Genomic DNA, 24,185 nt, shown 5'->3' on the forward strand with positions numbered 1-24,185 from the left:
GGAGCTGATCCTAGACGGACAGCCCGCTGGAAACACCCAGTCGATCCTGCACTACGGCAGCGAGGCTCTTGCAGATCCGCTCGGCAGTATCCATGTCTGCGGCTTCCACCATCACCCGGACCAGGGCCTCGGTACCGGACGGGCGCAGCAGCACACGGCCGGTTTCACCGAGCTCCACTTCTGCGGCGGCCACTGCCGCCGCAACGCCCTCGTCAGTACCGGCACGGCCCTTGTCCACGCCCTTGACGTTGATCATCAGCTGCGGGAGCTTGGTCATTGCTGTGGACAGGTCCTTCAGGGTGCGGCCGGTCAGGGCCACCTGGGCTGCCAGCTGCAAGCCCGTCAGGACGCCGTCACCGGTGGTGGCGTAGTCGGAGAAGATCACATGTCCGGACTGTTCGCCGCCCAGGTTGTAGCCGCCGTCGCGCATGCCTTCCAGGACGTAGCGGTCTCCGACTGCAGTCTCCAGGATGGTGATCCCGGCGTCGCGCAGGGCCAGCTTGAGCCCCAGGTTGCTCATGACGGTGGCCACCAGGGTGTTGTCCTTGAGCTTGCCGGCCTTGTTGAGGGCCAGGGCCAGGATCGCCATGATCTGGTCCCCATCCACTTCGTTGCCTTCGTGGTCCACTGCAAGGCAGCGGTCAGCATCGCCGTCATGGGCTATTCCGAGGTCTGCTCCGTGCTTGACCACGGCTTCCTTCAGCGGTCCCAAGTGTGTGGAGCCCACGCCTTCGTTGATGTTGAGGCCGTCGGGTTCGGCGCCGATCACCACCACGTCCGCGCCGGCATCCTTGAAGACCTCGGGTGAGCAGCCGCTGGCCGCACCGTGGGCGCAATCCAGGACGACTTTGATCCCATCGAGCCTCTGCGGCAAGGTACCCAGCAAGTGCACAATGTAGCGGTCCTCGGCGTCCGAGAAGCGCTGGATGCGTCCGACGTCGGCGCCAACCGGCCGCTGGGGTTCCTTGCCCAGCTGCGCCTCTATGGCGTCTTCGACGTCGTCCGGGAGTTTCTGGCCACCGCGGGCAAAGAACTTGATGCCGTTGTCCGGGGCGGGGTTGTGCGAGGCGGAGAGCATGACGCCGAAGTCGGCGTTGAGGTCTGCCACCAGGTAGGCCGCTGCCGGGGTCGGCAGGACGCCGGCGTCGTAGACGTCGATGCCCGAGCTGGACAGCCCGGCCTCCACGGCGGCGGCGAGGAACTCGCCACTGGCCCGGGGGTCCCTTGCGACGACGGCCCGTGGCCGCTTGCCGTCTGTTGCGCGGTCATGGCCGAGTACGACGGCGGCGGCCTGAGCGAGCTGCATTGCCAGCTCTGCGGTGAGCAATCCGTTCGCGAGACCGCGCACGCCATCTGTTCCAAATAATCTAGACATCGGGTCAAGTTTAGACGACGTGGGGACTGCAGCGATTCAACAGGAGCATCGGTGCGTCACATGTATGTGGTGGCTCACTTCGGAGGCGGCAGCCACAACGACCATTGGGCGTTAACGGCGAAAGCCCGCCCCGCCGGTGTGGCGGAACGGGCTTTCGGGTAAGCGAAGATTAACGCTTGGAGTACTGCTGAGCCTTACGGGCCTTCTTAAGACCGGCCTTCTTACGCTCGATGACGCGGGCGTCGCGGCTGAGGTATCCAGCCTTCTTGAGCGTGGCGCGGTTGTTGTCGACGTCGATCTCGTTCAGTGAACGAGCAACGCCGAGGCGCAGTGCGCCGGCCTGGCCTGAGATGCCACCACCGTGGATACGGGCGATGACGTCGTAGGCGCCTTCGAGATCAAGGATCTTGAAGGGCTCGTTGACATCCTGCTGGTGCAACTTGTTCGGGAAGTAGTTGTCCAGCGTGCGGCCGTTAATGGTCCACTTGCCGGAGCCCGGTACAACGCGAACGCGTGCAACGGCTTCCTTGCGGCGGCCAACAGCTGCGCCGGCAACGGTCAGTGCCGGGCGCTCCTTCTTGGGAGCATCCTCGGCAGCGTTGCTGCTTTCAGAGGTGTAGCTGGTGAGGGTTTCCTCGGCCTCGACGGCTTCGGCGGTCAGTTCTTCGTTCTGAGCCACGGTTCTCCTTGTAATAAAAAGTTTAGTTGGTGGCCAGGACTACTGGGCGACCTGGGTGATTTCGAAAGTCTTCGGCTGCTGTGCAGCGTGGGGGTGCTCAGCGCCACGGTAGACCTTGAGCTTGCCCAACTGCTGTGCAGCGAGGGAGTTCTTGGGGAGCATGCCCTTGATGGCCTTCTCAACAGCGCGAACCGGGTTGGATTCCAACAGCTCGGCGTAGTTGACGGAGGTCAGGCCGCCCGGGTAACCGGAGTGGCGGTATGCGCGCTTCTGCTCCAGCTTGGCGCCGGTGAGGGCAACCTTCTCAGCGTTGATGATGATGACGAAGTCGCCCATGTCCATGTGGGACGCAAAGGTCGGCTTGTGCTTTCCGCGCAGCAGTGTTGCGGTCTGGCTGGCAAGACGACCAAGGACAACGTCGGTGGCGTCAATGACGTGCCACTGGCGGTTGATATCGCCGGGCTTCGGGGTGTACGTACGCACGGTTTTGCCTCGTTCTTGTTCTGGCGTTCATGTTTTAGGCCACACGCAGTGAGGCGTGTACCTACTATGTATGCGCTACCGGAGCAGAGGTGAGGGCTCTATGTACCAGTTGTCCCAGGATCCCGATATGCCTCCTGGGTTAGCGATCCTGCAACTGGATCCCCTGAGTAGGCATGTGTCATCGAGATAGGACACGCACAACGACTCCCTACGATACCGTCAACGGCCCTTCCGGGTCAAAACGGGGATTACTGCCTGCGTGCCCGGGTAAGTTCGGCGCGGGCCAGGAGCTCAGCGTCCGAGGGATAGGCCACTTCTTCCAGGACCAGGGGATGCGGGGCTGCCAGCACGGATTTGGCATCGCGCCTCCGTTCCAGCAGACGTTGGTGGAGCCACTCAGGGCTCTCCAGTCCGCCCCCCACCCGCAGCGCGGACCCCACCAGTGAGCGCACCATGTTGTGGCAGAACGCATCGGCCTGCACCGTGGCCACAATCACTCCCCCGGGTTGCCGGTCGAAGGAGAACACCTGCAACTCCCGCACGGTGGTTGCCCCCTCCCGGGGCTTGCAATACGAGCGGAAGTCCTGAAGACCCAACAGCGCCTGCACTGCATGGTTCATCAGGGGAACGTCCACTTCGGACTTGTGCCACAACGTGATCCCGCGGAGGACGGGATCCCAGGCAGCCGGGCCGTCGGCAATCCTGTAACTGTACTTGCGCCACAGCGCGGAGAACCGGGCGTCAAAGCCCTCCGGCGCCACACCGGCGTCGTGGACTTCCACTGCACCGGTCAGGTCCCCCAGAATGCGGCTCAACGCCCCACGGAGCCGACGCAAAAGTGCGACGGCGGGATCGAGCTCATGCCCCCGCGGCAGTCCCAGCCACTCGGCTTCGGTGATATCCAGATGCACCACCTGGCCGCGGGCATGCACGCCGGCGTCGGTCCTCCCTGCAACAGTGACACGGATGTGCCTCTGCAGAATGAGCCCAAGCGCTTCTTCAAGGGATCCCTGGACGGTGAGCCTGCCAGGCTGGACGGCCCAACCGCTGAAGGGCGTGCCGTCATAGGAAAGGTCAAGGCGGATACGCAAAAACCCGCCGCCCTCCGAAACGGGGGCAGCGGGTTTTTGTTCGTTCATGAAACCAAGTCTACTGAAAGTTACTTCTTGTCCTCAGCGGCCGGAGCCTCTTCGGTCTGAGCTTCTTCAGACTCGGCTGCATCAGCGGCCGGAGCCTCTTCAGCTGCGGGTGCTTCAGCGGATTCGGTTTCAACAACCTCTTCCTCGGCAGCCGGAGCAGCCTTGGCAGCAGCGTTGGTTGCTTCAGCAACTACGGCCTGCTTGGGGGAAACGGGCTCCAGAACCAGTTCGATGACTGCCATGGGAGCGTTGTCGCCCTTGCGGTTGCCGATCTTGGTGATGCGGGTGTAGCCACCATCGCGGTTGGCAACGGCGCCGGCGATGTCGGTGAACAGCTCGTGGACAACGCCCTTGTCGCTGATCAGGCCGAGAACGCGGCGGCGGGAAGCGAGGTCGCCACGCTTGGCGAAGGTGACCAAACGCTCTGCGTACGGCTTCAGGCGCTTGGCCTTGGTGACCGTGGTGGTGATGCGCTTGTGCTCAAAGAGAGCAGCTGCCAGGTTCGCGAGCATCAAACGCTCGTGAGCCGGGCCGCCTCCGAGGCGCGGACCCTTAGTGGGGGTAGGCATAGTTATTTCTCCTGTTATGTAAGCCGTTGGGTTCCATCACTGGATCCAGCGGCCAAGATCTGCTGTTTAGAGCTCGTCGTCGCTGAACGCGGCGTCGTCCTCTTCGATGGCTGCGGCGCGGGCTGCAAGATCGAAACCGGGAGGGGAGTCCTTGAGGGACAGACCCAGTTCCACGAGCTTTGCCTTGACCTCGTCGATGGACTTCGCACCGAAGTTACGGATGTCCATCAGGTCAGCCTCGGAGCGGGCAACGAGTTCACCCACGGTGTGGATGCCCTCACGCTTGAGGCAGTTGTAGGAACGGACGGTGAGGTCCAGATCCTCGATCGGCAGAGCCATGTCTGCTGCCAGGGCAGCGTCCGTCGGCGACGGGCCAATCTCGATACCTTCAGCTGCGGTGTTCAGCTCACGGGCCAGACCGAACAGTTCCACCAGGGTGGTGCCTGCGGAAGCAACGGCGTCGCGGGGGGCGATTGCCTGCTTGGTCTCGACGTCGACAATGAGCTTGTCGAAGTCGGTGCGCTGCTCAACACGGGTAGCTTCCACGCGGAAAGTTACCTTCATGACCGGCGAGTAGATCGAGTCGACCGGAATACGGCCGATCTCGGAATCGCCGGACTTGTTCTGAGCTGCCGAAACGTAGCCACGGCCGCGCTCGATGGTGAGTTCGAGTTCGAACTTGCCCTTCGAGTTCAGTGTGGCAATGTGCAGATCCGGGTTGTGGAATTCGACACCGGCCGGCGGAGCAATGTCCGCAGCGGTGACGACTCCGGGGCCCTGCTTGCGCAGGTAAGCCACAACCGGCTCATCGTGCTCGGAGGAAACCGAAAGGTTCTTGATGTTCAGGATGATCTCGGTGACATCTTCCTTGACACCCGGAACCGTGGTGAACTCGTGCAGCACGCCATCGATCCGGATGCTGGTTACAGCGGCACCGGGGATGGAGGAGAGCAGGGTACGGCGGAGTGAGTTTCCGAGGGTGTAGCCGAAGCCCGGCTCCAGGGGTTCAATGATGAACCTGGAACGGTTTTCGGATACTACTTCTTCGGACAGGGTGGGGCGCTGTGCAATGAGCACTTAGGTTTCCTTTCAGCGAGCATCCGCTATATGACGCAACACAGGTGGTGGAAATCGGCTTCGGTTTCCAGCCTGACCAGCCGGGCCATGCTTATGAAGGGTCGGAACCATTCACAGCAGGCCCGGCCGGTCAGGCAGGGAAGACCTAATTAGACGCGGCGACGCTTCGGGGGGCGGCAACCGTTGTGGGCGCTGGGGGTGACGTCCTGGATGGAGCCAACCTCGAGGCCAGCGGCCTGAAGCGAACGGATTGCGGTTTCGCGTCCTGATCCCGGGCCCTTGACGAATACGTCAACCTTGCGCAGGCCGTGCTCCTGGGCGCGCTTTGCAGCGGCTTCAGCAGCCATCTGGGCAGCGAACGGAGTGGACTTGCGGGAACCCTTGAAGCCAACCTCACCGGCGGAAGCCCATGAGATGACAGCACCGTTCGGGTCCGTGATGGACACGATGGTGTTGTTAAAGGTGCTCTTGATGTGCGCCTGGCCAAGCGCAATATTCTTCTTATCCTTGCGACGCGGCTTACGAACCGCTCCACGAGTCTTCGGGGGCATTGTTTCTCCTACAGAAAGTTATCGGGGGAAAACCAGGTCAATCCCGAGGGATTAACGTCCGGCCTTCTTCTTGCCGGCGACGGTGCGCTTCGGACCCTTGCGGGTACGTGCGTTGGTCTTCGTACGCTGTCCGCGTACGGGCAGGCCCTTGCGGTGGCGCAGGCCTTCGTAGCTGCCGATCTCAACCTTGCGGCGGATATCAGCGGCTACCTCGCGGCGAAGGTCACCCTCAACCTTGTAGTTGCCTTCAATGTAGTCACGCAGCTGGACCAGCTCGGCGTCAGTCAGGTCCTTGACGCGAACGTCGGCGCTGATGCCTGTGGCAGCCAGGGTTTCGTGTGCACGGGTCTTGCCCACGCCGTAGATGTAAGTAAGCGCAATTTCCAACCGCTTTTCGCGGGGAATGTCTACGCCAGCGAGACGAGCCATAGTGGCGGTACTCCTTGAATAAACCGGAGGTCGTAGGCAGTACACCCACACGTACTGTGTGGCCCCAGCCTCCGACCGGGGGTCCGCTGACCAGGCTCTGTACTGCAGTCCTGGCACAGCTTGTGCTGCCTTTATTTACTTGCGTGGGCTAGCAACCCAGGTTTGCCCTTTCGGGCGCTGATTCCCGGAAGGGGAATTAGCCCTGGCGCTGCTTGTGGCGCGGGTTCTCGCAGATCACCATGACCCGGCCGTTACGGCGGATCACTTTGCACTTGTCGCAGATCTGCTTGACGCTCGGCTTGACCTTCATGGCGTTCCTTTGCGTGTTTTGCAGTTGATCTGCTGGAGCGGTTCGGCATTATTGCCTGGCCGCCCAGCAATTTACTTGTAGCGGTAGACGATACGACCACGTGTGAGGTCGTATGGGCTGAGCTCCACCACTACGCGGTCCTCCGGGAGAATCCTGATGTAGTGCTGACGCATCTTCCCAGAGATGTGTGCGAGAACGACGTGCTTGTTGGTGAGCTCAACACGAAACATCGCATTGGGCAGCGCCTCAGTCACAACGCCCTCGATCTCAATGACCCCGTCCTTCTTGGCCATATCCTCCGCTAACTGTTGTTTGCCGCCGTCCTTCAGTAGGCACCGAAGATCCAGCGGACGTTTTTTGTTTGCTTGGCCGCCTTGGGCCACGACACCAAAAAGGGCGTGGCTGCACAGACAACCAACAAATAACTCTACGCCACTGAAGCCGGAAAGTTAAATCCGACAATGGTAGCGCACGTATCGCAGCCCGTCACTCCCCCACGGGCCGGTAGGCCGGGAAGTCACCTGCCGCCGTCGAGACGCTCTCCGCGGACAGTACACCGTCCAGGATGGCCAGCCGCACCGCTTCCGCCGCCGCACTTTGGAGCGTTATCAGGGACACCTGCCGGGCCTGCCCAGTACTTCGGTCCAGGGCCACCGAGCCGGTAGCCAGCGCGAACACCGTGTCGCCATCGGCAAGCGTATGGGACGGATCCAACGCCCGCGCAAGCCCGGCATGCCCGGCATTTGCGGTCCGCTTGCACTCAGCAACATCCAGCACGGCATTCGTCGCAATGACAACGAGCGTTGTGTTCAGGCCGGGTTGCGCGGCTTGCGATTGATCATCCCCGGCCTGCAGGTCCGCAGGACCAAACCGGGGCGATCCCAAGGCGTTGACGATTGCGATGGCACCCACTACCACACCGTCGTCGAGTTCGATCGAAGACGTCCCCACGCCGCCTTTGTACTGGCCGCGGGCAATGACGGCGCCGGTCCCGGCGCCGGTGTTTCCACGCTCGACGGCGGCATGGTCACCGGAGGCGAACGCCGCGGCGGCTGCCTGGTAGCCCATGTCGAGGCCGGGCCGTGCCTGGACGTCGCCGCCCCGCCCGAGGTCGAAGATCGCTGCGGCCGGAACAATCGGCACCACGGTTCCCGGGACGGCAAAGCCACGCCCATGTTCTTCGCACCAGTGTTGGGCACCCGCCGCGGATACCAGTCCGAACGCGCTGCCGCCGGTCAGCACCACGGCATCCACGGTCGACACCAGGGTGGTGGGATCCAGCGCATCTGTTTCGTGGGTTCCGGGACCACCCCCGCGGACGTCCACGGATCCCACGGTCCCCGGCGGAGGAAGCACAACAGTGACTCCGGACAACCACCCCTCCCCCACCCTCTGCACATGCCCAACCCGGATGCCAGCAACATCGGTGATCGAATTCATGGCTCCATTCTCCACTGGTGAGACAAAACGGACAGCCCAGCAACAAATGGGAGTCCGGCCTCAAATACGAACAAGTGAGTAACGCCGAGTAAACGGGTTGGGAAGTGTAGGCCAACTATCCCGGAGAGGCGGTTTTTTGGCGCTGACCTGCTCTTTCGGTGTGATGAGCTTGGCCTGTCGCCGCCCGCCTCGTGGTGCGGACGCCCCCCTTCTTTCATTCGAAACCGTTAGTGGAACATGACTGCCCCTTTGACTCATGAACACAGCCCCGCGCCGGAAAACGGCCGGGCGAACCTCCAGCCCGGCGCTGGAGATACTGGCCGGGGACATGCGCCCGGAGCCGCGCCCGGCTCCCGTCCGGCCAGGAAATGGTCCGCACGCAGCCGGAAAGACTTCCTGGTCTTTCTTGCCCTCGCCTTGCCAAACCTGGCCCTGATTGGCACGTTCACCTACTGGCCGCTGATCAACAACATCTATTACTCCACCCTGGACTGGACGCTGGGATCGGCGTCAGCCACGGTGGTGGGGTTCCAGAACTACCTGACCTTCTTTGGAAGCGAGGACGCGGCCACAGTCCTTGGCACCACGGGGATCTTCACGGCCGTGACGGTGGGCGGTTCCATGGGACTGGGTCTCCTGGTGGCGCTGGCTCTGAACTCCAAGGTCAGGGGAACCACTTTTGCGCGCTCCGCCGTGTTCGCCCCCTACGTTCTCTCCGGCGTGGGCGTTGGGCTGGTTTGGTTGTTCATCTTTGATCCCGGGTACGGGGTGCTCTCCTGGATTCTCCGCGGGTTGGGACAGTCCAGCCCCCAGTGGATCAACGATCCCCAGCTCTCGCTGGTCATGGTGATCATTGTCTACATCTGGAAGAACCTCGGTTACTGCGCCGTGGTGTACCTGGCGGGGCTTCAGTCGCTCCCCCGCGATGTGATGGAAGCTGCAGCCCTGGATGGGGCCGGCAGCCGGAGGCGGTTCTTCAGCATCTCCGTCCCACTGCTGTCCCCCACCACCTTCTTCCTGCTGATCACCACCATGCTTAGTTCCCTGCAGGCCTTCGACCTCATCCGCATCATGACGCCTTTGGGCAACGGCACCAGCACGTTGATCTACGAGGCCTATCTCCAGGCGTTCGGGGCGTACAACAGGGCAGGCTACTCCGCGGCGATCTCGGTCATCCTTTTCGCGGTCCTGCTGGTCATCACCCTCCTCCAACTTCGGTTCGTTGAGCGAAAGGTCCACTACTCATGAGCGCGCCGACACCAACCGCCGTCGTTGATTCTCCACAGGAGGGCCCGGCCACCCGGAGGCCCCATCCGTTGTCCGCCCGAAACCTTCTGCACACCGTGGCCACGGGTTACCTGCCCCTGGTGATTGCCACCCTGGTGGTTTTCCTGCCGCTGCTGTGGATGCTCCTGAGCTCCTTCAAGCAGCCCGGCGAGATCGTCACCATGGACCTCAAAATCCTGCCGGAATCCCTGAACCTGCAGAACTATGCCACCGCCATGACCACCGTGCCCTTTGCCAGGTTCTTTGCCAACAGCCTGATTGTCACGGTGGTGGGCGCCACCATCAAGGTGATCCTGGCCATCCTCACCGCCTACGCCCTGGTGTTCGTGCGGTTCCCCTTCAAGAACGTGATCTTCGTCCTGATCCTGGTGGCCCTCATGGTTCCCGCCCAGGTGTCCATCCTGCCCAACTACATCCTGATCGCAGGTATGGGAGGCAAGAACACCCTGTGGGGCATCATCCTCCCCGGCCTGGGCACAGCCTTTGGCACGTTCCTGCTGCGTCAACATTTTCTGACGCTTCCGGCGTCAATCCTGGAAGCCGCGGAAATTGACGGGGCGGGCCACTGGCGGCGCCTGTGGCAAATCATTGTCCCCGTTTCCGTTCCGTCCATCGCCACCGTGGCACTGGTGACGGTGGTCAGCGAGTGGAACGACTACATCTGGCCGCTCATCATCACCGACCGTCCCGAAACAATGACGCTCCCCGTCGGCCTCACCCTGCTGCAGAACTCCGAGGGCAACGGCTCCGGGTGGGGAATCCTCATGGCCGGCGCCGTGCTGGTGATCGTGCCCATCCTGCTGATCTTCGCGGCCCTGCAGCGCTACATCGTCGCCGGGCTGACGCAGGGAAGCGTCACCGGCTGAATTTCTCCAACCGCACCATTCGCATCAAAGCAACGTATTGAGAGGAAACACCATGCGCAGCAACCTTGACCGCCGCCATTTCCTGGGGCTGGCAGGCCTCGGAGCCGGAGCCGCGGCCCTCGCCGCATGCGGCGGACCGTCGACGGCGGGCACGGCAGACGCCGTCGACACCGCCACGATCGACTTCAGCGGCGTAAAGCCCGCTGCCTCCATCGACTTCTGGACCAACCACCCGGGCAAGTCGCAGGACGTGGAGAAGGCCATTATCGAGAAGTTCCAGGCCAAGTTCCCTGACATCAAGGTCAACCTGGTCACCGCAGGCGCCAACTATGAGGAAATCGCCCAGAAGTTCCAGACCTCACAGGCCGCCAAGACCGGCCTCCCCGGCCTGGTGGTCCTCTCCGACGTATGGTGGTTCCGCTACTTCACCAATGGCAGCATCATCCCCTTGGATGGGCTGGTGAAGCAGTTGGACATCAAGACCGACGATTTCCAGAAGTCGCTGGTGGACGACTACAAGTACGACAACAAGCAGTGGGCACTCCCCTACGGACGGTCCACCCCGCTGTTCTACTACAACAAGGACCACTTCAAAGCAGCCGGCATCCCGGACCGGGCACCGGCCACGTGGCAGGAATTCGCTGAGTGGGCTCCCAAGCTGAAGGCCACCTCGGGCGCGCAGTACGCCTACATCTATCCCGCCCTGGCTGGTTATGCCGGGTGGACCCTCCAGAACAACCTCTGGGGCTGGGGCGGTGGGTGGTCCAAGGATTGGGACATTACCTGCGACTCCAAGGAATCAGTGGCAGCCCTCCAGTGGGCCCAGGATTCCATCTACAAGGATGGCTGGGCTGGAGTTTCCTCAAAGGAAGCTGCAGATGACTTCGCCGCAGGGATCACGTCATCCACGATCTCCTCGACGGGTTCGCTGTTGGGTGTCCTGAAGGCCGCGAAGTTCAACGTGGGCGTCGGCTTCCTGCCCGGCGGTCCGGCAGCTCCCAGCGGGGTCTGCCCCACTGGCGGCGCCGGGCTGGGCATTCCGTCCGGCATCAGCAAGGAAGAGCAACTTGCCGCGGCCACCTTCCTGAAGTTCATGACCGAGCCGGAAAACACTGCCGCCTTCTCCGCTGCAACCGGATACATGCCCACCAGGCTCTCCGCCGACATGTCGGCAGTACTGGCTGCCACTCCCCAGATCAAAACGGCCATGGATCAGCTGGCCGTCACCAGGGTCCAGGACAACGCGCGCGTCTTCCTGCCGGGCGCTGACCAGGAAATGGCCAAGGCCGCCGCGAAAATCCTGACCCAGCAAGGCGATGTCCAGTCCACCATGTCCGAGCTGAAGAAGACGCTTGAGGGCATCTACACCAAGGACGTCAAGCCCAAGCTCAAGGCCTGACCTTCCTCCCGGAACGCCAAAGAAGAGCGGGGCTGCATCAGCAGCCCCGCTCTTCTTTGGTATTTGTCCCCAGGACCCGCTACGGGATGGGTACCGGCACGACGCCGAGGGGGGCCAAACGTTCTGCTCCTCCATCGGGTGCGGACAGCACCCAAATGCCCTTCTCGTGCACGGCAACGGAGTGCTCCCACTGGCAGGAACGTTTCCCGTCGGTGGTGACCACGGTCCAGTCGTCATCCAGCGTTGCCGTTTCGATATCGCCACGGACCAGCATGGGCTCGATCGCAAGGCACAGGCCCGGACGGATCTTGGGACCGCGGTGGGTGGTCCTGTAGTTCAGCACATCCGGAGCCATGTGCATCTCGGACCCAATGCCGTGGCCCACGTAGTCTTCCAGGATGCCCAGGGGTTTGCCGTCAACCGAGGACACATAGTCATCGATGGCGTTGCCGATGTCACCCACGAACTTGCCTTGTGCCAGGGCAGCTATGCCCCGCCACATGGCATCCTCCGTGACGTCGGACAGCCGCTGATCCTCCGGGTCCGCTGCACCCACAATGACTGTCCGCGCTGAATCCGAATGCCATCCGTCCACAATGCAGCCACCGTCGATGGAGATGATGTCGCCATCCTGCAGGACTTTGCTTCCTGGGATGCCGTGGACAACTTCCTCGTTGACGGAAGTGCAGATCGTGGCGGGAAAGCCGTGATAGCCAAGGAAGTTGGACGTGGCACCGGCTTCCTTGAGGACCGCGGCAAAGACATCGTCAAGGTCCTTGGTGGTAACGCCCGGCTTGGCGGCCGCGACTGCCGCATCCAGCGCACTGCTCAGCACCAAACCAGCTTTCTGCATGGTCCGCATTTGTTGGTTGGTCTTGTACTCAATACGGGGCTGACCGAACGCCATGATCTCCTCTGGAAAGTTTTACTGCTGGAATACCTGCCAATGACGGCAAATGGAAAGGGTGTGTCCGGCACCTTCGGTACGGGACACACCCTTTTCCCTGGACGGTTACCCGGTTCCCAGGGAGTCGCTTAGACGGCCTTGGCTGCCTCAATGGCGGTCAGGACGCGGTCGGTAACTTCATCGATACCGCCGATTCCATCAACCTGCGTGAGGATGCCGCGCTCGGCGTACTTCGACACAACAGCTTCGGTCTGCTCGTGGTAGAGGTCAAGACGGTGGCGGATGACGGTTTCATTGTCGTCCGAGCGTCCGGTCTCCTTGGCCCGGCCCAGAAGCCGTACAACCAGTTCCTCGTCGTCGGCAGTCAGCTGGAGCACGACGTCGAGCTCCTGCTGGCCGTCGGCCAGGATCTCGTCCAGGTAATCAACCTGGGCGGTGGTGCGCGGGTAGCCATCCAGGAGGAAGCCGTTCTCCACATCGCTCTGGGAAAGGCGGTCACGGACCATGTTGTTCGTGACGCTGTCGGGAACAAAGTCCCCGGCATCCATGTACTTCTTCGCTTCAAGGCCCAGAGGTGTTTCGCCCTTGACGTTGGCACGGAAGATATCGCCGGTGGAGATGGCGACTACGCCGAGGCGCTCGGAAATCCGCTCAGCCTGTGTACCCTTTCCCGAACCGGGAGGTCCAATGATCAGCATTCTCGTCATCGCAAAAGCCCTTCGTAGTGACGTTGTTGTAGCTGCGCATCAATCTGCTTGACGGTCTCCAGGCCCACACCCACCATGATCAGGATTGACGTGCCACCGAACGGGAAGTTCTGGTTGGCGTTGATCAGGACAAGCGCAACAAGGGGAATCAATGCCACGAAGCCCAAGTAGAGGGCTCCGGGAAGCGTGATCCTGGAAAGCACGTACTGCAGGTAATCCGCGGTCGGTTTACCCGCCCGGATGCCCGGAATAAACCCTCCGTACTTCTTCATGTTTTCGGACACTTCTTCAGGGTTGAAGGTGATGGCCACATAGAAGTACGTGAAAAACACAATCATGGCGAAGTAGAGCGCCATGTAGATGGGGTGGTCGCCGCGGGTGAGGTTGTTGTTGATCCATTCAACCCACGGAGCCATCTGCTCCCCCGGCTTGGGCTGGTTGAACTGCGAGATCAGGCCCGGCAGGTACAGCATCGAGGAAGCGAAGATGACGGGCACGACGCCGGCCATGTTCACCTTGATGGGGATATAGGTGCTGGTGCCGCCCACGGTGCGGCGTCCAATCATGCGCTTTGCGTACTGGACGGGAACACGGCGTTGGGACTGCTCGACGAAAACAACCAAAGCCACGGTCAACAGGCCGACGGCCAGGACGGTGAAGAAGGTACCCGGACCCTTGGAGGTCCAGATGGAGCTGAGTGAACCCGGGAAGCTTGCTGCGATTGAGGTGAAGATCAGCAGCGACATGCCGTTGCCCACACCCTTTTCGGTGACGAGCTCGCCCATCCACATGATGAGGCCGGTGCCGGCCGTCAACGTGATGATGATCAGGATGGTGGCGATGATGCTCTCATCCGGAATGATCGGCAGGTTGCAGCCAGGCAGCAATTGCCCTGAACGGGCAAGGGAAACCAAGGTGGTGGCGTTCAGCAGACCCAGGGCAATCGTGAGGTACCGGGTGTACTGGGTCAGCTTGGACTGGCCCTGGGAACCTTCCTCGTACAACTCCTGGAACCGGGGAATGACCACCCGGAGCAGCTGCACAATGATGCTCGCCGTGATGTAGGGCATGATGCCCAGTGCGAACACCGAAACCTGCAGCAAGGCGCCACCACTGAACAGGTTTACCAGTTGGTAGATGCCCTGCGAGGTGTCACCGTTCTTCAAGCATTGCTGGACATTCTGGTAGTTCACACCAGGCGAGGGGATGAAAGCTCCCAAGCGGAAGATTGTGATGATTCCCAGCGTGAACAACAACTTGCGTCGCAAATCAGGCGTCCGAAACGCCCGGCCGAATGCGCTTAGCAAGCGTCCTCCTGAGTAGAAAGTACAAGGATGTGGATGGGATCAATGAAACCCAACAACCGAGTCTAACTGCTGGTGACGCCGTCTTAATAATCGAGAGCGCACAATCACGCAAAAAAATCCCGATACACAGGGCCGAAGCCCCGCGTACCGGGATTCTTTTACAACGGGCAGGAGCCCCACTGAACCCTAGAGGGCAGTGGTGGATCCGCCTGCTGCAGCAATCTTCTCCGAAGCGCTGGCGGAGAATGCGTGGGCGGTGACGTCAACCTTGACGGTGATGTCGCCGGTGCCCAGCACCTTGACGGGCTGGTTCTTGCGAACTGCACCCTTCTCTACCAGAGACTCGACGGTGACAGTGCCACCTTCCGGGAAGAGCTCGTTGAGCTTCTCCAGGTTGACAACCTGGAACTCAACCCGGAACGGGTTCTTGAAGCCGCGCAGCTTCGGCAGGCGCATGTGCAGCGGCAGCTGGCCGCCGGCAAAGCCAGCCTTTACCTGGTAGCGGGCCTTCGTACCCTTGGTACCGCGACCAGCGGTCTTACCCTTGGAGCCTTCACCACGACCAACACGGGTCTTGGCGGTCTTGGCACCCGGGGCGGGACGCAGGTGGTGGACCTTCAGAGCGTTCTGCTTCTCAGCAGCCTCTGCGGCGGTCTTGTTCTCTGCCATTACTTCGCCTCCTCTACATTCACGAGGTGCGGAACCGTGTTGAGCATGCCAACGGTCACGGCATCAGCGGAACGGACAACGGTGTGTCCAATGCGCTTCAGGCCGAGGGACCGCAGGGTCGCAATCTGGTTCTGCTTGGCGCCAATGACGCCCTTGATCTGGGTGATCTCCAACTGGGCGTCGGAGGGAGTCAGGTTCTTAGCCATGACTAAACACCTGCCTTCTGGTTCTGGAGCGCGCGCACCAGAGCAGCAGGAGCAACCTCGTCCAGCGGCAGGCCACGGCGGGCAGCCACGGAAGCGGGCTCTTCGAGCTGCTTCAGAGCGGCAACGGTCGCGTGAACGATGTTGATCGCGTTGGAAGAACCGAGCGACTTGGAGAGGATGTCGTGGATACCCACGCACTCCAGTACTGCACGGACCGGACCACCGGCGATAACACCGGTACCGGCGGAAGCCGGACGCAGCAGGACTACGCCTGCAGCAGCTTCACCCTGCACGCGGTGCGGGATGGTGCTGCCAACGCGGGGAACGCGGAAGAAGGACTTCTTGGCCTCTTCAACGCCCTTTGCGATTGCTGCGGGAACTTCCTTGGCCTTGCCGTAGCCGACGCCGACCATGCCGTTGCCGTCACCGACGACGACCAGGGCGGTGAAGCTGAAGCGACGACCACCCTTGACCACCTTGGCGACGCGGTTGATGGTGACAACGCGCTCTACGAACTGGCTCTTCTCGGCTTCACGACCGCCGTCGCGGCCACCACGGCCACCACGGTCGCCGCGGCCCTGGCCACGATCGCCACGCTCGCCACGACGAGCGCCACGGCGGTCATCGGCAGCGGGTGCGGTCTCAGTTGCTTCAGCAGCTACAGCTTCAGTCACCTGAATGTCCTTTTCGTTGTTTTCAGCGGTCACAGTGCCAGCCCACCTTCGCGGGCACCGTCAGCGACGGCGGCGATGCGGCCGTGGTACTTGTTACCGCCACGGTCGAAGACAACAGCCTCTACGCCTGCAGCCTTGGCACGCTCTGCAACGAGCTCGCCGACGCGCTTTGCCTTGGCAGTCTTGTCTCCGTCGAATGCGCGCAGGTCAGCTTCCAAAGTGGAAGCGTAAGCCACGGTTACACCCTTGCTGTCATCGACAACCTGGACGAATACGTGACGTGCGGAGCGGTTGACGACCAGACGAGGACGTACAGCCGTTCCACTGATGCGCTTGCGGATACGAAGCTGGCGACGGCTGCGTGCAGCAGACTTGCTCTTGTTCGAACGCTTCTTGTTAATTGCGATGGCCATGGTTTACTTACCAGCCTTTCCGACCTTGCGGCGGATGACTTCGCCGGCGTAACGGACACCCTTGCCCTTGTAGGGGTCAGGCTTGCGCAGCTTGCGAATGTTGGCAGCAACCTCGCCGACCTGCTGCTTATTGATACCCGCAACAGAGAGCTTGGTCGGACCCTCTACTACGAAGGTGATGCCTTCGGGTGCAGAGACGCTGACCGGGTGGCTGTAGCCCAGAGCGAACTCCAGGTCAGAACCCTTGGCCTGAACGCGGTAACCGGTACCGACGATTTCAAGCTTCTTCTCGTAGCCCTCGGTAACGCCCTGGATCATGTTGGCGATCAGGGTGCGGGTCAGGCCGTGCAGCGAACGCGAGTTGCGCTCGTCGTTCGGGCGGGTGACCGTGAGAGTGTTCTCTTCCAGGGAGACCTCGATCGGGCTGGCCACAGTGTGGCTCAGCTCGCCTTTGGAACCCTTGACGCTGATGACGGAGCCATCGAGCTTGACCTCAACTCCGGCAGGAACGGTGATGGGGAGACGTCCAATACGTGACATTATTCTCTTCCTTTCCCGTTACCAGACGTACGCGAGGACTTCGCCGCCCACGCCCTTCTTGCCGGCCTGCTTGTCAGTCAGGAGGCCGGAAGAGGTGGACAGGATAGCGATACCCAGGCCACCCAGCACGTGCGGCAGGTTGGTGGACTTCGCGTAAACGCGGAGACCCGGCTTGGAGATGCGGCGGACACCAGCGATTGAACGCTCGCGGTTGGGACCGAACTTGAGGTCGATGGTCAGCTTCTTGCCAACCTCTGCTTCCTCTTCCTTCCAGCCGGCGATGTAGCCCTCGGCCTTAAGGATGTCGGCAACGCGTGCCTTCAGTTTGCTGTACGGCATGGACACGGTGTCGTGGTATGCCGAGTTTGCATTGCGCAGACGCGTGAGCATGTCTGCGACAGGATCTGTCATAGTCATTTGGGCTATAGCCCTTCCTCGTACCGGTTTCCGCTGCGCTTGCCCTCATGAGCAAACGCGGACGGACCTGTCACGTAGTTAGTTTTCGGTTTTGAACGGGAAACCAAGCGCCTTGAGCAGCGCGCGGCCTTCGTCGTCGGTCTTGGCAGTGGTCACAACCGTGATGTCCATACCGCGAACGCGGTCAATGGAATCCTGGTCGATTTCGTGGAACATAACCTGCTCGGTCAGACCGAAGGTGTAGTTGCCGTTGCCATCAAACTGCTTGCCGTTGAGGCCGCGGAAGTCACGGATACGCGGCAGGGCCAGCGAAACCAGACGGTCCACGAATTCCCACATGCGGTCGCCACGCAGGGTAGCGTGTGCACCAATGGGCATGCCTTCGCGCAGCTTGAACTGTGCGATCGACTTACGGGCCTTGGTTACCTGCGGCTTCTGGCCGGTGATCAGGGTGAGGTCGCGGACAGCGCCGTCGATCAGCTTGGAGTCCTTGGCGGCATCTCCAACACCCATGTTCACAACAACCTTCACCAGGCGGGGAACCTGGTTCACGTTCGCGTAGTTGAATTCGTCCTGCAGGGACTTCTTGATGTCCTCTGCATACTTGGTCTTCAGACGCGGAACGATCTTGTTTGCAGACAGTGTCTCGCTCATTAGATGTCCTTCCCGGAGGCCTTGGACACGCGGATACGGACAGTCTTGGTACGACCATCCTTCTCAACGGTGTCGAGACGGAAACCAACACGGGTCGGCTTCTTGGTCGACGGGTCAACCAAAGCAACGTTGGAAACGTGGATCGGGGCCTCAACGACCTCGATGCCACCGGTCTTGGTGCCGCGCTGCGACTGACCGACCTTGGTGTGCTTGGTGACGCGGTTGATGCCCTCTACCAACACGCGGTTGGTGTCCGGGAATACGCGCAGGACTTTGCCCTGCTTGCCGCGGTCTCCGCCACGTTCCTGCTTGGCGCCGGTGATGACCTGAACGAGGTCACCCTTCTTGATTTTAGCCATGGACTAAAGCACCTCCGGGGCCAGCGAAACGATCTTCATGAACTTCTTGTCGCGAAGTTCACGACCAACCGGGCCGAAGATACGGGTACCGCGGGGGTCACCGTCGTTCTTCAGGATCACAGCTGCGTTTTCGTCAAACTTGATGTAGGAACCATCCGCACGGCGGCGTTCCTTCTTGGTACGAACGATGACAGCCTTCACGACGTCACCCTTCTTTACGTTGCCGCCAGGGATAGCGTCCTTGACGGTTGCGACGATGACGTCGCCAATGCCTGCGTAGCGACGGCCAGATCCACCGAGAACGCGAATGGTAAGGATTTCCTTAGCACCCGTGTTGTCGGCGACCTTCAGTCGCGACTCCTGCTGAATCAATTTTTACTCCTTGCGTCGCGCCGGTTCTCAGACCGAAATCATGCATACGGAATGAGCCTTGCGGAACGGTTGATCGGGGTGTCTCTTGACCCGTCTGGATTTTGCCAGGACGGGCCTAAACGCCCGTGCCACAAGCATCAGCTTCCCTTGCAGAAAACTCTGCGCGGGGCAGTATGCAGCAGCACGATTGTTTACGAGGTAGTTGACGGCCCACTAATGGCGCCATACAAACTCAATATCCTAGCACGTTTAAGCACTCGAAACCAACGGGCCTAGAACGCGGAAAGACCCGCATTCCCCAGGGAATACGGGTCCTTCCAGTCAACCCTGCCGGGCAAGCCCGGCGTTGGATTTACTTGGCCTTTTCGAGGATCTCCACCAGACGCCACCGCTTGGTAGCGGACAGCGGGCGGGTCTCAGAGATGAGAACGAGGTCGCCGATGCCGGCGGTGTTCTCTTCGTCATGAGCCTTGACCTTCGAGGTGCGGCGAATAACCTTGCCGTACAGAGCGTGCTTTACGCGGTCTTCAACCTGAACAACGATGGTCTTTTCCATCTTGTCAGAGACAACGTAGCCGCGACGCGTCTTACGGTAACCGCGCTGTTCAGCGCTGGCTGCTGCTTCCGTCACAGTTTCCTTCTCGCTCACTTGGCGTCCTCTCCAGCTTCAACCTCGGCCTTTTCAGCCTTGGCAGCCTTCTTGGACTTCTTTTCTTCCTTGGCTTCCACAACCGGTGCGGCAACCTCGGCACGAATGCCCAGCTCGCGCTCACGGAGAACGGTGTAGATGCGTGCAATGTCCTTCTTTACCGCACGCAGGCGACCGTGGTTCTCCAGCTGTCCGGTGGCGGACTGGAAACGCAGGTTGAACAGCTCTTCCTTGGACTTGCGGAGTTCTTCAACGAGACGCTCGTTGTCGAAACCGTCCAGCTGTGCGGGTGCGAGATCCTTCGACCCTACTGCCATTTCTATTCACCACCTTCGCGACGCACAATGCGTGCCTTCAACGGCAGCTTGTGGATTGCCAGGCGCAGTGCCTCGCGAGCTACCTCTTCATTGACACCGGAGAGTTCGAACAGAACCCGGCCCGGCTTGACGTTTGCGACCCACCATTCCGGAGAACCCTTACCGGAACCCATGCGGGTTTCGGCAGGCTTCTTCGTCAGCGGACGGTCCGGGTAGATGTTGATCCAGACCTTGCCGCCACGCTTGATGTGGCGGGTCATCGCGATACGGGCGGATTCGATCTGGCGGTTGGTGACGTATGCCGGGCTCAGGGCCTGGATACCGTACTCACCGAAGCTGACCTTGGTGCCACCCGTAGCAGCGCCGGAACGACCCGGGTGGTGCTGCTTACGGTGCTTGACTCGACGTGGGATAAGCATTTAAGCCTGTCCTCCTTCTGCTGCAGGTGCAGCAGCTTCAGCGGCCGGTGCTTCAACGGCAGCAGGTGCTGCCTCAGCTGCCGGACGGTCGTTACGACGACGGCGGTCGCCACCCGGGCGGCCCGGGCGGTCTCCTGCACGGCCACGGGAAGGAGCAGCAGCTGCCTGCTGAGCCAGTTCCTTGGCAGTGACGTCGCCCTTGTAGATCCAGACCTTCACGCCAATGCGGCCGAAGGTGGTCTTGGCTTCGTAGAAGCCGTAGTCGATGTTCGCGCGGAGGGTGTGCAGGGGCACACGGCCTTCACGGTAGAACTCCGAGCGGGACATTTCTGCTCCACCCAGACGGCCCGAGCAAGCAACACGGATGCCCTTGGCACCCGCACGCTGTGCGGACTGCATTGCCTTCTTCATCGCACGGCGGAAAGCCACGCGGGAAGTCAGCTGCTCTGCGATGCCCTGGGCAACAAGCTGTGCTTCCATCTCGGGGTTCTTGACCTCGAGGATGTTCAGCTGGACCTGCTTGCCCGTGAGCTTTTCGAGCTCGCCGCGGATGCGGTCTGCTTCGGCGCCGCGGCGGCCGATCACGATGCCCGGACGTGCCGTGTGGATATCCACGCGGACACGATCGCGGGTGCGCTCGATCTCAACCTTGGCGATGCCGGCGCGCTCCATGCCGGTGGACATGAGCTGGCGGATCTTGATGTCCTCGCGGACGAAGTCCTTGTAGCGCTGTCCGGGCTTGGTGCTGTCAGCGAACCAGTGCGAAACGTGGTCGGTGGTGATGCCGAGTCGGAACCCGTGCGGGTTTACTTTCTGTCCCACTTAGCGAGCCTCCTCTTTCTCGGGGGTTGCCACGACCAGGGTGATGTGGCTGGTCCGCTTCCTGATGCGGTAGGCGCGGCCTTGGGCACGCGGCTGGAACCGCTTCATGGTCGGGCCTTCATCAACGAATGCTTCGCTGATGAACAGGTCGCTGTCGTCAAACGCAATGCCGTCACGGTCCGCGAGGACACGTGCGTTGGCCATTGCTGACTGAAGTACCTTGAATACCGGCTCCGAAGCTGCCTGGGGGGCAAACTTCAGAATTGCCAGAGCCTCATTCGCTTGCTTACCACGAACAAGGTTGACGACGCGCCGGGCCTTCATAGGCGTTACGCGGATGTGACGCGCAATAGCCTTGGCTTCCATTGCTTTCCTTCTCTCGTCTAAGACGTAAAGTCAGGCGCCTTAGCGGCGCTTGCCCTTACGGTCGTCCTTAACATGGCCGCGGAATGTCCGCGTGGGAGCGAATTCGCCGAGCTTGTGCCCGACCATCGACTCAGTGACAAACACCGGGATGTGCTTGCGTCCGTCGTGTACGGCGATCGTGTGCCCGAGCATGTCGGGGATGATCATCGAACGGCGGGACCAGGTCTTGATGACGTTCTTGGTGCCCTTATCGTTTTCCCGTGCGACCTTCACAAAGAGGTGCTGGTCAACGAAAGGACCTTTTTTCAGGCTGCGTGGCATGTGTCCAGGCTCCTATCGCTTGTTCTTGCCAGTACGGCGGCGACGAACAATAAGCTTGTCGCTCTCTTTGTTCGGACGGCGGGTACGGCCCTCGGGCTTGCCGTTCGGGTTAACCGGGTGACGTCCACCGGAAGTCTTACCTTCACCACCACCGTGCGGGTGGTCAACCGGGTTCATGGCTACACCACGGACGGTCGGGCGGACGCCCTTCCAGCGCATGCGGCCGGCCTTGCCCCAGTTGATGTTCGACTGCTCGGCGTTGCCGACCTCGCCGACGGTTGCGCGGCAGCGCACGTCAACGTTGCGGATTTCACCGGAGGGCAGACGCAGCTGGGCGAAACGGCCTTCCTTGGCAACGAGCTGTACCGAAGCACCTGCGGAACGTGCCATCTTGGCGCCGCCACCCGGACGCAGTTCAACTGCGTGGATTACGGTACCAACCGGGATGTTGCGCAGCGGCAGGTTGTTGCCCGGCTTGATGTCAGCGTCGGGGCCAGCCTCGACGAAGTCACCCTGGGACAGCTTGTTCGGAGCGATGATGTAACGCTTGGTGCCATCAACGTAGTGCAGGAGTGCGATGCGAGCCGTACGGTTCGGGTCGTACTCAATTTCGGCAACGCGGGCGTTGATGCCATCTTTGTCGTGACGACGGAAGTCGATCAGACGGTACTGGCGCTTGTGCCCACCACCCTTGTGACGGGTGGTGATCTTACCGGTGTTGTTACGGCCGCCAGTCTTGTGCAGCGGACGAAGCAACGACTTTTCCGGAGTCGATCGCGTGATTTCAGCAAAGTCGGCTACGCTCGAGCCACGACGGCCCGGGGTAGTCGGCTTGTATTTACGGATTCCCATAATTTATTTCCTCGTTAAAGTGGTCTCCGCTACGCGAGCGGACCGCCGAAGATGTCGATTGTGCCTTCTTTGAGGGTGACAATTGCACGCTTGGTGCTCTTGCGCTGTCCCCAGCCGAATTTGGTGCGCTTGCGCTTACCGGCACGGTTGATGGTGTTGATCGAGTCAACCTTGACCGAGAAGATCTTCTCAACGGCCAATTTGATTTCGGTCTTGTTCGAGCGCGGGTCCACCAGGAAGGTGTACTTGCCTTCGTCGATCAGACCGTAGCTCTTTTCCGAAACGACGGGTGCAAGCACGACGTCGCGCGGATCCTTGATGGTGGTTACGCTCACTTGGAGGCCTCCTCGTTCTTTGCCTTGTCAGCGATGAACGCCTCGAAAGCAGCCTTGGTGAAGACCACATCGTCGGAGACAAGCACGTCGTAGGTGTTCAGCTGGTCTGCGTACAGAACGTGAACATCCTGGAGGTTGCGCACGGAAAGTGCAGCAACATCGTTGGCGCGCTCGATAACGACGAGCAGGTTCTTGCGCTCGGTAACGGTGCGCAGCGACGCCAGTGCATCCTTGGCTGACGGCTTGGTGCCGGCTACCAGTTCAGCGATGACGTGGATGCGGCCGTTGCGGGCGCGGTCAGACAGGGCGCCGCGGAGTGCAGCAGCCTTCATCTTCTTGGGGGTGCGCTGGCTGTAGTCACGAGGGGTCGGACCGTGGACAACGCCACCGCCGGTCATGTGAGGAGCACGGATGGAACCCTGACGGGCGCGGCCGGTGCCCTTCTGCTTGAACGGCTTGCGACCTGCACCGGAAACCTCGGCGCGGGTCTTCGTCTTGTGGGTACCCTGGCGGGCAGCAGCGAGCTGTGCAACGACGACCTGGTGCAGCAAGGGCACGTTGGTCTGAACGTCGAAGATCTCTGCAGGCAGGTCTACCTTGACAGTGCTAGTCATTTAACTAGGCTCCCTTCACGGCGGTGCGTACGAGTACGACCTGGCCGCGGGCACCGGGAACGGCACCCTTGATAAGGAGCAGCGACTTCTCAGCGTCAACACCGTGAACCGTGAGGTTCAGCGTGGTGTGACGCTCGGCGCCCATGCGGCCGGCCATTTTCAGGCCCTTGAAGACGCGGCTCGGGGTGGATGCGCCACCGATGGAGCCAGGCTTACGGTGGTTCTTGTGGGCACCGTGGGATGCGCCAACGCCGTGGAAGCCGTGACGCTTCATAACACCGGCGAAGCCCTTACCCTTGGAGGTGCCGACTACGTCGATCTTCTGGCCGGCTTCGAAGATCTCAACAGAGAGCTCCTGGCCCAGCTCGTAGGATGCGGCGTCTGCGGTACGCAGTTCGACGACGTGGCGGCGCGGGGTGACGCCTGCCTTTTCAAAGTGACCAGCCAGGGGCTTGGTGACCTTGCGGGGATCGATCTGGCCGTAGCCGATCTGGACGGCGACGTAGCCATCTACCTCTGCGTTGCGCAGCTGGGTGATGACGTTGGAGTCAGCCTGGACGACAGTTACCGGGATGAGCTTGTTGTTCTCGTCCCAGACCTGGGTCATGCCGAGCTTCGTGCCCAACAGGCCCTTTACGTTACGGGTTGCGGTCATAGTCTC

At 61.2% G+C, this 24,185-nt stretch carries 36 protein-coding genes; 3 read left to right on the forward strand and 33 right to left on the reverse strand.

Features of this window, described 5'->3' with window-relative positions; all coding sequences use genetic code 11:
• Positions 1–10 precede the first annotated feature (10 nt).
• The 11 genes from glmM to JOE60_RS12915 all read right to left on the reverse strand — a co-directional run bounded on the left by glmM (position 11) and on the right by JOE60_RS12915 (position 8,052).
• Positions 11–1,375: a phosphoglucosamine mutase gene (gene glmM / locus JOE60_RS12865; RefSeq protein ID WP_167263497.1), complete on the reverse strand. Its 1,365-nt coding sequence runs from the start codon at positions 1,373–1,375 to the stop codon at positions 11–13.
• A gap of 169 nt (positions 1,376–1,544) precedes the next feature.
• Positions 1,545–2,054, reverse strand: coding sequence for a 30S ribosomal protein S9 (gene rpsI / locus JOE60_RS12870; RefSeq protein WP_024817562.1), 510 nt, complete (start codon positions 2,052–2,054; stop codon positions 1,545–1,547).
• A 39-nt stretch (positions 2,055–2,093) separates the two neighbouring features.
• Positions 2,094–2,537 (reverse strand): 50S ribosomal protein L13, encoded by a 444-nt coding sequence (rplM, locus tag JOE60_RS12875; protein ID WP_024817563.1) that lies wholly within the window; start codon positions 2,535–2,537, stop codon positions 2,094–2,096.
• A gap of 248 nt (positions 2,538–2,785) precedes the next feature.
• On the reverse strand, positions 2,786–3,676 hold the full coding sequence (locus tag JOE60_RS12880; RefSeq protein ID WP_167263499.1) for a tRNA pseudouridine synthase A: 891 nt from the start codon (positions 3,674–3,676) through the stop codon (positions 2,786–2,788).
• Positions 3,677–3,696: 20 nt separating this feature from the next.
• Positions 3,697–4,245 (reverse strand): 50S ribosomal protein L17, encoded by a 549-nt coding sequence (gene rplQ / locus JOE60_RS12885; RefSeq protein WP_167263501.1) that lies wholly within the window; start codon positions 4,243–4,245, stop codon positions 3,697–3,699.
• 66 nt (positions 4,246–4,311) lie between these two features.
• The gene (locus JOE60_RS12890) at positions 4,312–5,322 is read right to left on the reverse strand and encodes a DNA-directed RNA polymerase subunit alpha (protein ID WP_011775567.1); all 1,011 of its coding nucleotides are present in this window, start codon (positions 5,320–5,322) and stop codon (positions 4,312–4,314) included.
• A 149-nt stretch (positions 5,323–5,471) separates the two neighbouring features.
• Entirely contained in the window at positions 5,472–5,873 is a 402-nt protein-coding gene (gene rpsK / locus JOE60_RS12895; protein ID WP_014922380.1) for a 30S ribosomal protein S11, read from the reverse strand.
• Positions 5,874–5,924: 51 nt separating this feature from the next.
• Positions 5,925–6,302, reverse strand: coding sequence for a 30S ribosomal protein S13 (rpsM, locus tag JOE60_RS12900; RefSeq protein ID WP_011775569.1), 378 nt, complete (start codon positions 6,300–6,302; stop codon positions 5,925–5,927).
• Between the two features lie 196 nt (positions 6,303–6,498).
• Complete coding sequence (rpmJ, locus tag JOE60_RS12905) at positions 6,499–6,612, reverse strand: 50S ribosomal protein L36 (protein ID WP_011775570.1); 114 nt, start codon at positions 6,610–6,612, stop codon at positions 6,499–6,501.
• 71 nt (positions 6,613–6,683) lie between these two features.
• On the reverse strand, positions 6,684–6,905 hold the full coding sequence (gene infA / locus JOE60_RS12910) for a translation initiation factor IF-1 (RefSeq protein ID WP_011775571.1): 222 nt from the start codon (positions 6,903–6,905) through the stop codon (positions 6,684–6,686).
• Positions 6,906–7,098: 193 nt separating this feature from the next.
• Positions 7,099–8,052 (reverse strand): P1 family peptidase, encoded by a 954-nt coding sequence (locus tag JOE60_RS12915; RefSeq protein ID WP_204814928.1) that lies wholly within the window; start codon positions 8,050–8,052, stop codon positions 7,099–7,101.
• 237 nt (positions 8,053–8,289) lie between these two features.
• Here JOE60_RS12915 and JOE60_RS12920 point away from each other — a divergent pair, with 237 nt between their 5' ends.
• The 3 genes from JOE60_RS12920 to JOE60_RS12930 are packed head-to-tail and all read left to right on the forward strand — an operon-like array spanning position 8,290 to position 11,604.
• Positions 8,290–9,300, forward strand: a complete 1,011-nt coding sequence (locus tag JOE60_RS12920) for a carbohydrate ABC transporter permease (protein WP_239528860.1) — start codon at positions 8,290–8,292, stop codon at positions 9,298–9,300.
• The gene (locus tag JOE60_RS12925) at positions 9,297–10,205 is read left to right on the forward strand and encodes a carbohydrate ABC transporter permease (protein WP_167263505.1); all 909 of its coding nucleotides are present in this window, start codon (positions 9,297–9,299) and stop codon (positions 10,203–10,205) included. The genes JOE60_RS12920 and JOE60_RS12925 overlap by 4 nt, the downstream gene beginning before the upstream one ends.
• Before the next feature lie 52 nt (positions 10,206–10,257).
• The gene (locus JOE60_RS12930; protein WP_167263507.1) at positions 10,258–11,604 is read left to right on the forward strand and encodes an ABC transporter substrate-binding protein; all 1,347 of its coding nucleotides are present in this window, start codon (positions 10,258–10,260) and stop codon (positions 11,602–11,604) included.
• A gap of 79 nt (positions 11,605–11,683) precedes the next feature.
• On the opposite strand, the gene map is transcribed toward JOE60_RS12930, so the two are convergent.
• The 22 genes from map to rplC form a co-directional block, all read right to left on the reverse strand.
• A complete protein-coding gene (gene map / locus JOE60_RS12935) occupies positions 11,684–12,511 on the reverse strand; it encodes a type I methionyl aminopeptidase (protein ID WP_167263509.1) in 828 nt (275 codons plus the stop codon).
• 128 nt (positions 12,512–12,639) lie between these two features.
• Complete coding sequence (locus JOE60_RS12940) at positions 12,640–13,209, reverse strand: adenylate kinase (protein WP_204815013.1); 570 nt, start codon at positions 13,207–13,209, stop codon at positions 12,640–12,642.
• Between the two features lie 5 nt (positions 13,210–13,214).
• Positions 13,215–14,525 (reverse strand): preprotein translocase subunit SecY, encoded by a 1,311-nt coding sequence (secY, locus tag JOE60_RS12945; protein ID WP_167263513.1) that lies wholly within the window; start codon positions 14,523–14,525, stop codon positions 13,215–13,217.
• Positions 14,526–14,711: 186 nt separating this feature from the next.
• Entirely contained in the window at positions 14,712–15,194 is a 483-nt protein-coding gene (gene rplO, locus JOE60_RS12950; RefSeq protein WP_167263515.1) for a 50S ribosomal protein L15, read from the reverse strand.
• Entirely contained in the window at positions 15,194–15,400 is a 207-nt protein-coding gene (gene rpmD / locus JOE60_RS12955; protein ID WP_167263517.1) for a 50S ribosomal protein L30, read from the reverse strand. The genes rplO and rpmD overlap by 1 nt, the downstream gene beginning before the upstream one ends.
• Before the next feature lie 2 nt (positions 15,401–15,402).
• Entirely contained in the window at positions 15,403–16,074 is a 672-nt protein-coding gene (gene rpsE / locus JOE60_RS12960; protein ID WP_204814929.1) for a 30S ribosomal protein S5, read from the reverse strand.
• Positions 16,075–16,103: 29 nt separating this feature from the next.
• Positions 16,104–16,487: a 50S ribosomal protein L18 gene (gene rplR, locus JOE60_RS12965; RefSeq protein ID WP_167263521.1), complete on the reverse strand. Its 384-nt coding sequence runs from the start codon at positions 16,485–16,487 to the stop codon at positions 16,104–16,106.
• Between the two features lie 3 nt (positions 16,488–16,490).
• Complete coding sequence (gene rplF / locus JOE60_RS12970) at positions 16,491–17,027, reverse strand: 50S ribosomal protein L6 (RefSeq protein WP_090817769.1); 537 nt, start codon at positions 17,025–17,027, stop codon at positions 16,491–16,493.
• Between the two features lie 18 nt (positions 17,028–17,045).
• The gene (gene rpsH, locus JOE60_RS12975) at positions 17,046–17,444 is read right to left on the reverse strand and encodes a 30S ribosomal protein S8 (protein WP_142938374.1); all 399 of its coding nucleotides are present in this window, start codon (positions 17,442–17,444) and stop codon (positions 17,046–17,048) included.
• A 78-nt stretch (positions 17,445–17,522) separates the two neighbouring features.
• Positions 17,523–18,098 carry a 50S ribosomal protein L5 gene (rplE, locus tag JOE60_RS12980; RefSeq protein WP_142938373.1) on the reverse strand — a complete coding sequence of 192 codons (576 nt, stop codon included), beginning with the start codon at positions 18,096–18,098 and terminating at the stop codon, positions 17,523–17,525.
• Entirely contained in the window at positions 18,098–18,457 is a 360-nt protein-coding gene (gene rplX / locus JOE60_RS12985) for a 50S ribosomal protein L24 (protein ID WP_167263523.1), read from the reverse strand. Before rplX ends, rplE begins: the two co-directional genes overlap by 1 nt.
• Positions 18,458–18,460: 3 nt before the next feature.
• Positions 18,461–18,829: a 50S ribosomal protein L14 gene (gene rplN, locus JOE60_RS12990; protein WP_003803789.1), complete on the reverse strand. Its 369-nt coding sequence runs from the start codon at positions 18,827–18,829 to the stop codon at positions 18,461–18,463.
• 352 nt (positions 18,830–19,181) lie between these two features.
• Positions 19,182–19,478, reverse strand: a complete 297-nt coding sequence (gene rpsQ / locus JOE60_RS12995; protein ID WP_142938371.1) for a 30S ribosomal protein S17 — start codon at positions 19,476–19,478, stop codon at positions 19,182–19,184.
• Positions 19,475–19,795: a 50S ribosomal protein L29 gene (gene rpmC, locus JOE60_RS18495; RefSeq protein WP_014922387.1), complete on the reverse strand. Its 321-nt coding sequence runs from the start codon at positions 19,793–19,795 to the stop codon at positions 19,475–19,477. Before rpmC ends, rpsQ begins: the two co-directional genes overlap by 4 nt.
• 2 nt (positions 19,796–19,797) lie before the next feature.
• On the reverse strand, positions 19,798–20,214 hold the full coding sequence (gene rplP, locus JOE60_RS13005; protein ID WP_003803795.1) for a 50S ribosomal protein L16: 417 nt from the start codon (positions 20,212–20,214) through the stop codon (positions 19,798–19,800).
• Positions 20,215–21,036, reverse strand: coding sequence for a 30S ribosomal protein S3 (gene rpsC, locus JOE60_RS13010; protein WP_011775589.1), 822 nt, complete (start codon positions 21,034–21,036; stop codon positions 20,215–20,217).
• Positions 21,037–21,402 carry a 50S ribosomal protein L22 gene (gene rplV, locus JOE60_RS13015; RefSeq protein WP_167263525.1) on the reverse strand — a complete coding sequence of 122 codons (366 nt, stop codon included), beginning with the start codon at positions 21,400–21,402 and terminating at the stop codon, positions 21,037–21,039.
• Between the two features lie 39 nt (positions 21,403–21,441).
• Entirely contained in the window at positions 21,442–21,723 is a 282-nt protein-coding gene (rpsS, locus tag JOE60_RS13020) for a 30S ribosomal protein S19 (protein WP_011775591.1), read from the reverse strand.
• Between the two features lie 12 nt (positions 21,724–21,735).
• Positions 21,736–22,575, reverse strand: a complete 840-nt coding sequence (gene rplB / locus JOE60_RS13025; protein ID WP_021472409.1) for a 50S ribosomal protein L2 — start codon at positions 22,573–22,575, stop codon at positions 21,736–21,738.
• Positions 22,576–22,604: 29 nt separating this feature from the next.
• Positions 22,605–22,910 (reverse strand): 50S ribosomal protein L23, encoded by a 306-nt coding sequence (gene rplW, locus JOE60_RS13030; RefSeq protein ID WP_011775593.1) that lies wholly within the window; start codon positions 22,908–22,910, stop codon positions 22,605–22,607.
• A complete protein-coding gene (rplD, locus tag JOE60_RS13035; protein ID WP_167263527.1) occupies positions 22,907–23,524 on the reverse strand; it encodes a 50S ribosomal protein L4 in 618 nt (205 codons plus the stop codon). The genes rplW and rplD overlap by 4 nt, the downstream gene beginning before the upstream one ends.
• Positions 23,525–23,528: 4 nt before the next feature.
• Complete coding sequence (gene rplC / locus JOE60_RS13040) at positions 23,529–24,179, reverse strand: 50S ribosomal protein L3 (protein ID WP_167263529.1); 651 nt, start codon at positions 24,177–24,179, stop codon at positions 23,529–23,531.
• Between the last annotated feature and the right edge of the window lie 6 nt (positions 24,180–24,185).

Source organism: Paenarthrobacter ilicis (genome assembly GCF_016907545.1).
GTDB classification, from domain to species: Bacteria; Actinomycetota; Actinomycetes; order Actinomycetales; family Micrococcaceae; genus Arthrobacter; species Arthrobacter ilicis.

Coding starts and splice junctions, on each gene's coding strand:
- glmM (WP_167263497.1), bottom strand. CDS start 1,375: ATGTCTAGATTATTTGGAACAGATGGCGTGCGCGGTCTCGCGAACGGA.
- JOE60_RS12880 (WP_167263499.1), bottom strand. CDS start 3,676: ATGAACGAACAAAAACCCGCTGCCCCCGTTTCGGAGGGCGGCGGGTTT.
- rplQ (WP_167263501.1), bottom strand. CDS start 4,245: ATGCCTACCCCCACTAAGGGTCCGCGCCTCGGAGGCGGCCCGGCTCAC.
- rpsK (WP_014922380.1), bottom strand. CDS start 5,873: ATGCCCCCGAAGACTCGTGGAGCGGTTCGTAAGCCGCGTCGCAAGGAT.
- rpsM (WP_011775569.1), bottom strand. CDS start 6,302: ATGGCTCGTCTCGCTGGCGTAGACATTCCCCGCGAAAAGCGGTTGGAA.
- rpmJ (WP_011775570.1), bottom strand. CDS start 6,612: ATGAAGGTCAAGCCGAGCGTCAAGCAGATCTGCGACAAGTGCAAAGTG.
- infA (WP_011775571.1), bottom strand. CDS start 6,905: ATGGCCAAGAAGGACGGGGTCATTGAGATCGAGGGCGTTGTGACTGAG.
- JOE60_RS12915 (WP_204814928.1), bottom strand. CDS start 8,052: ATGAATTCGATCACCGATGTTGCTGGCATCCGGGTTGGGCATGTGCAG.
- JOE60_RS12920 (WP_239528860.1), top strand. CDS start 8,290: ATGACTGCCCCTTTGACTCATGAACACAGCCCCGCGCCGGAAAACGGC.
- JOE60_RS12925 (WP_167263505.1), top strand. CDS start 9,297: ATGAGCGCGCCGACACCAACCGCCGTCGTTGATTCTCCACAGGAGGGC.
- JOE60_RS12930 (WP_167263507.1), top strand. CDS start 10,258: ATGCGCAGCAACCTTGACCGCCGCCATTTCCTGGGGCTGGCAGGCCTC.
- map (WP_167263509.1), bottom strand. CDS start 12,511: ATGGCGTTCGGTCAGCCCCGTATTGAGTACAAGACCAACCAACAAATG.
- JOE60_RS12940 (WP_204815013.1), bottom strand. CDS start 13,209: ATGCTGATCATTGGACCTCCCGGTTCGGGAAAGGGTACACAGGCTGAG.
- rplO (WP_167263515.1), bottom strand. CDS start 15,194: ATGGCAGAGAACAAGACCGCCGCAGAGGCTGCTGAGAAGCAGAACGCT.
- rpmD (WP_167263517.1), bottom strand. CDS start 15,400: ATGGCTAAGAACCTGACTCCCTCCGACGCCCAGTTGGAGATCACCCAG.
- rplR (WP_167263521.1), bottom strand. CDS start 16,487: ATGGCCATCGCAATTAACAAGAAGCGTTCGAACAAGAGCAAGTCTGCT.
- rplF (WP_090817769.1), bottom strand. CDS start 17,027: ATGTCACGTATTGGACGTCTCCCCATCACCGTTCCTGCCGGAGTTGAG.
- rpsH (WP_142938374.1), bottom strand. CDS start 17,444: ATGACTATGACAGATCCTGTCGCAGACATGCTCACGCGTCTGCGCAAT.
- rplE (WP_142938373.1), bottom strand. CDS start 18,098: ATGAGCGAGACACTGTCTGCAAACAAGATCGTTCCGCGTCTGAAGACC.
- rplX (WP_167263523.1), bottom strand. CDS start 18,457: ATGGCTAAAATCAAGAAGGGTGACCTCGTTCAGGTCATCACCGGCGCC.
- rpmC (WP_014922387.1), bottom strand. CDS start 19,795: ATGGCAGTAGGGTCGAAGGATCTCGCACCCGCACAGCTGGACGGTTTC.
- rplP (WP_003803795.1), bottom strand. CDS start 20,214: ATGCTTATCCCACGTCGAGTCAAGCACCGTAAGCAGCACCACCCGGGT.
- rplV (WP_167263525.1), bottom strand. CDS start 21,402: ATGGAAGCCAAGGCTATTGCGCGTCACATCCGCGTAACGCCTATGAAG.
- rpsS (WP_011775591.1), bottom strand. CDS start 21,723: ATGCCACGCAGCCTGAAAAAAGGTCCTTTCGTTGACCAGCACCTCTTT.
- rplB (WP_021472409.1), bottom strand. CDS start 22,575: ATGGGAATCCGTAAATACAAGCCGACTACCCCGGGCCGTCGTGGCTCG.
- rplD (WP_167263527.1), bottom strand. CDS start 23,524: ATGACTAGCACTGTCAAGGTAGACCTGCCTGCAGAGATCTTCGACGTT.
- rplC (WP_167263529.1), bottom strand. CDS start 24,179: ATGACCGCAACCCGTAACGTAAAGGGCCTGTTGGGCACGAAGCTCGGC.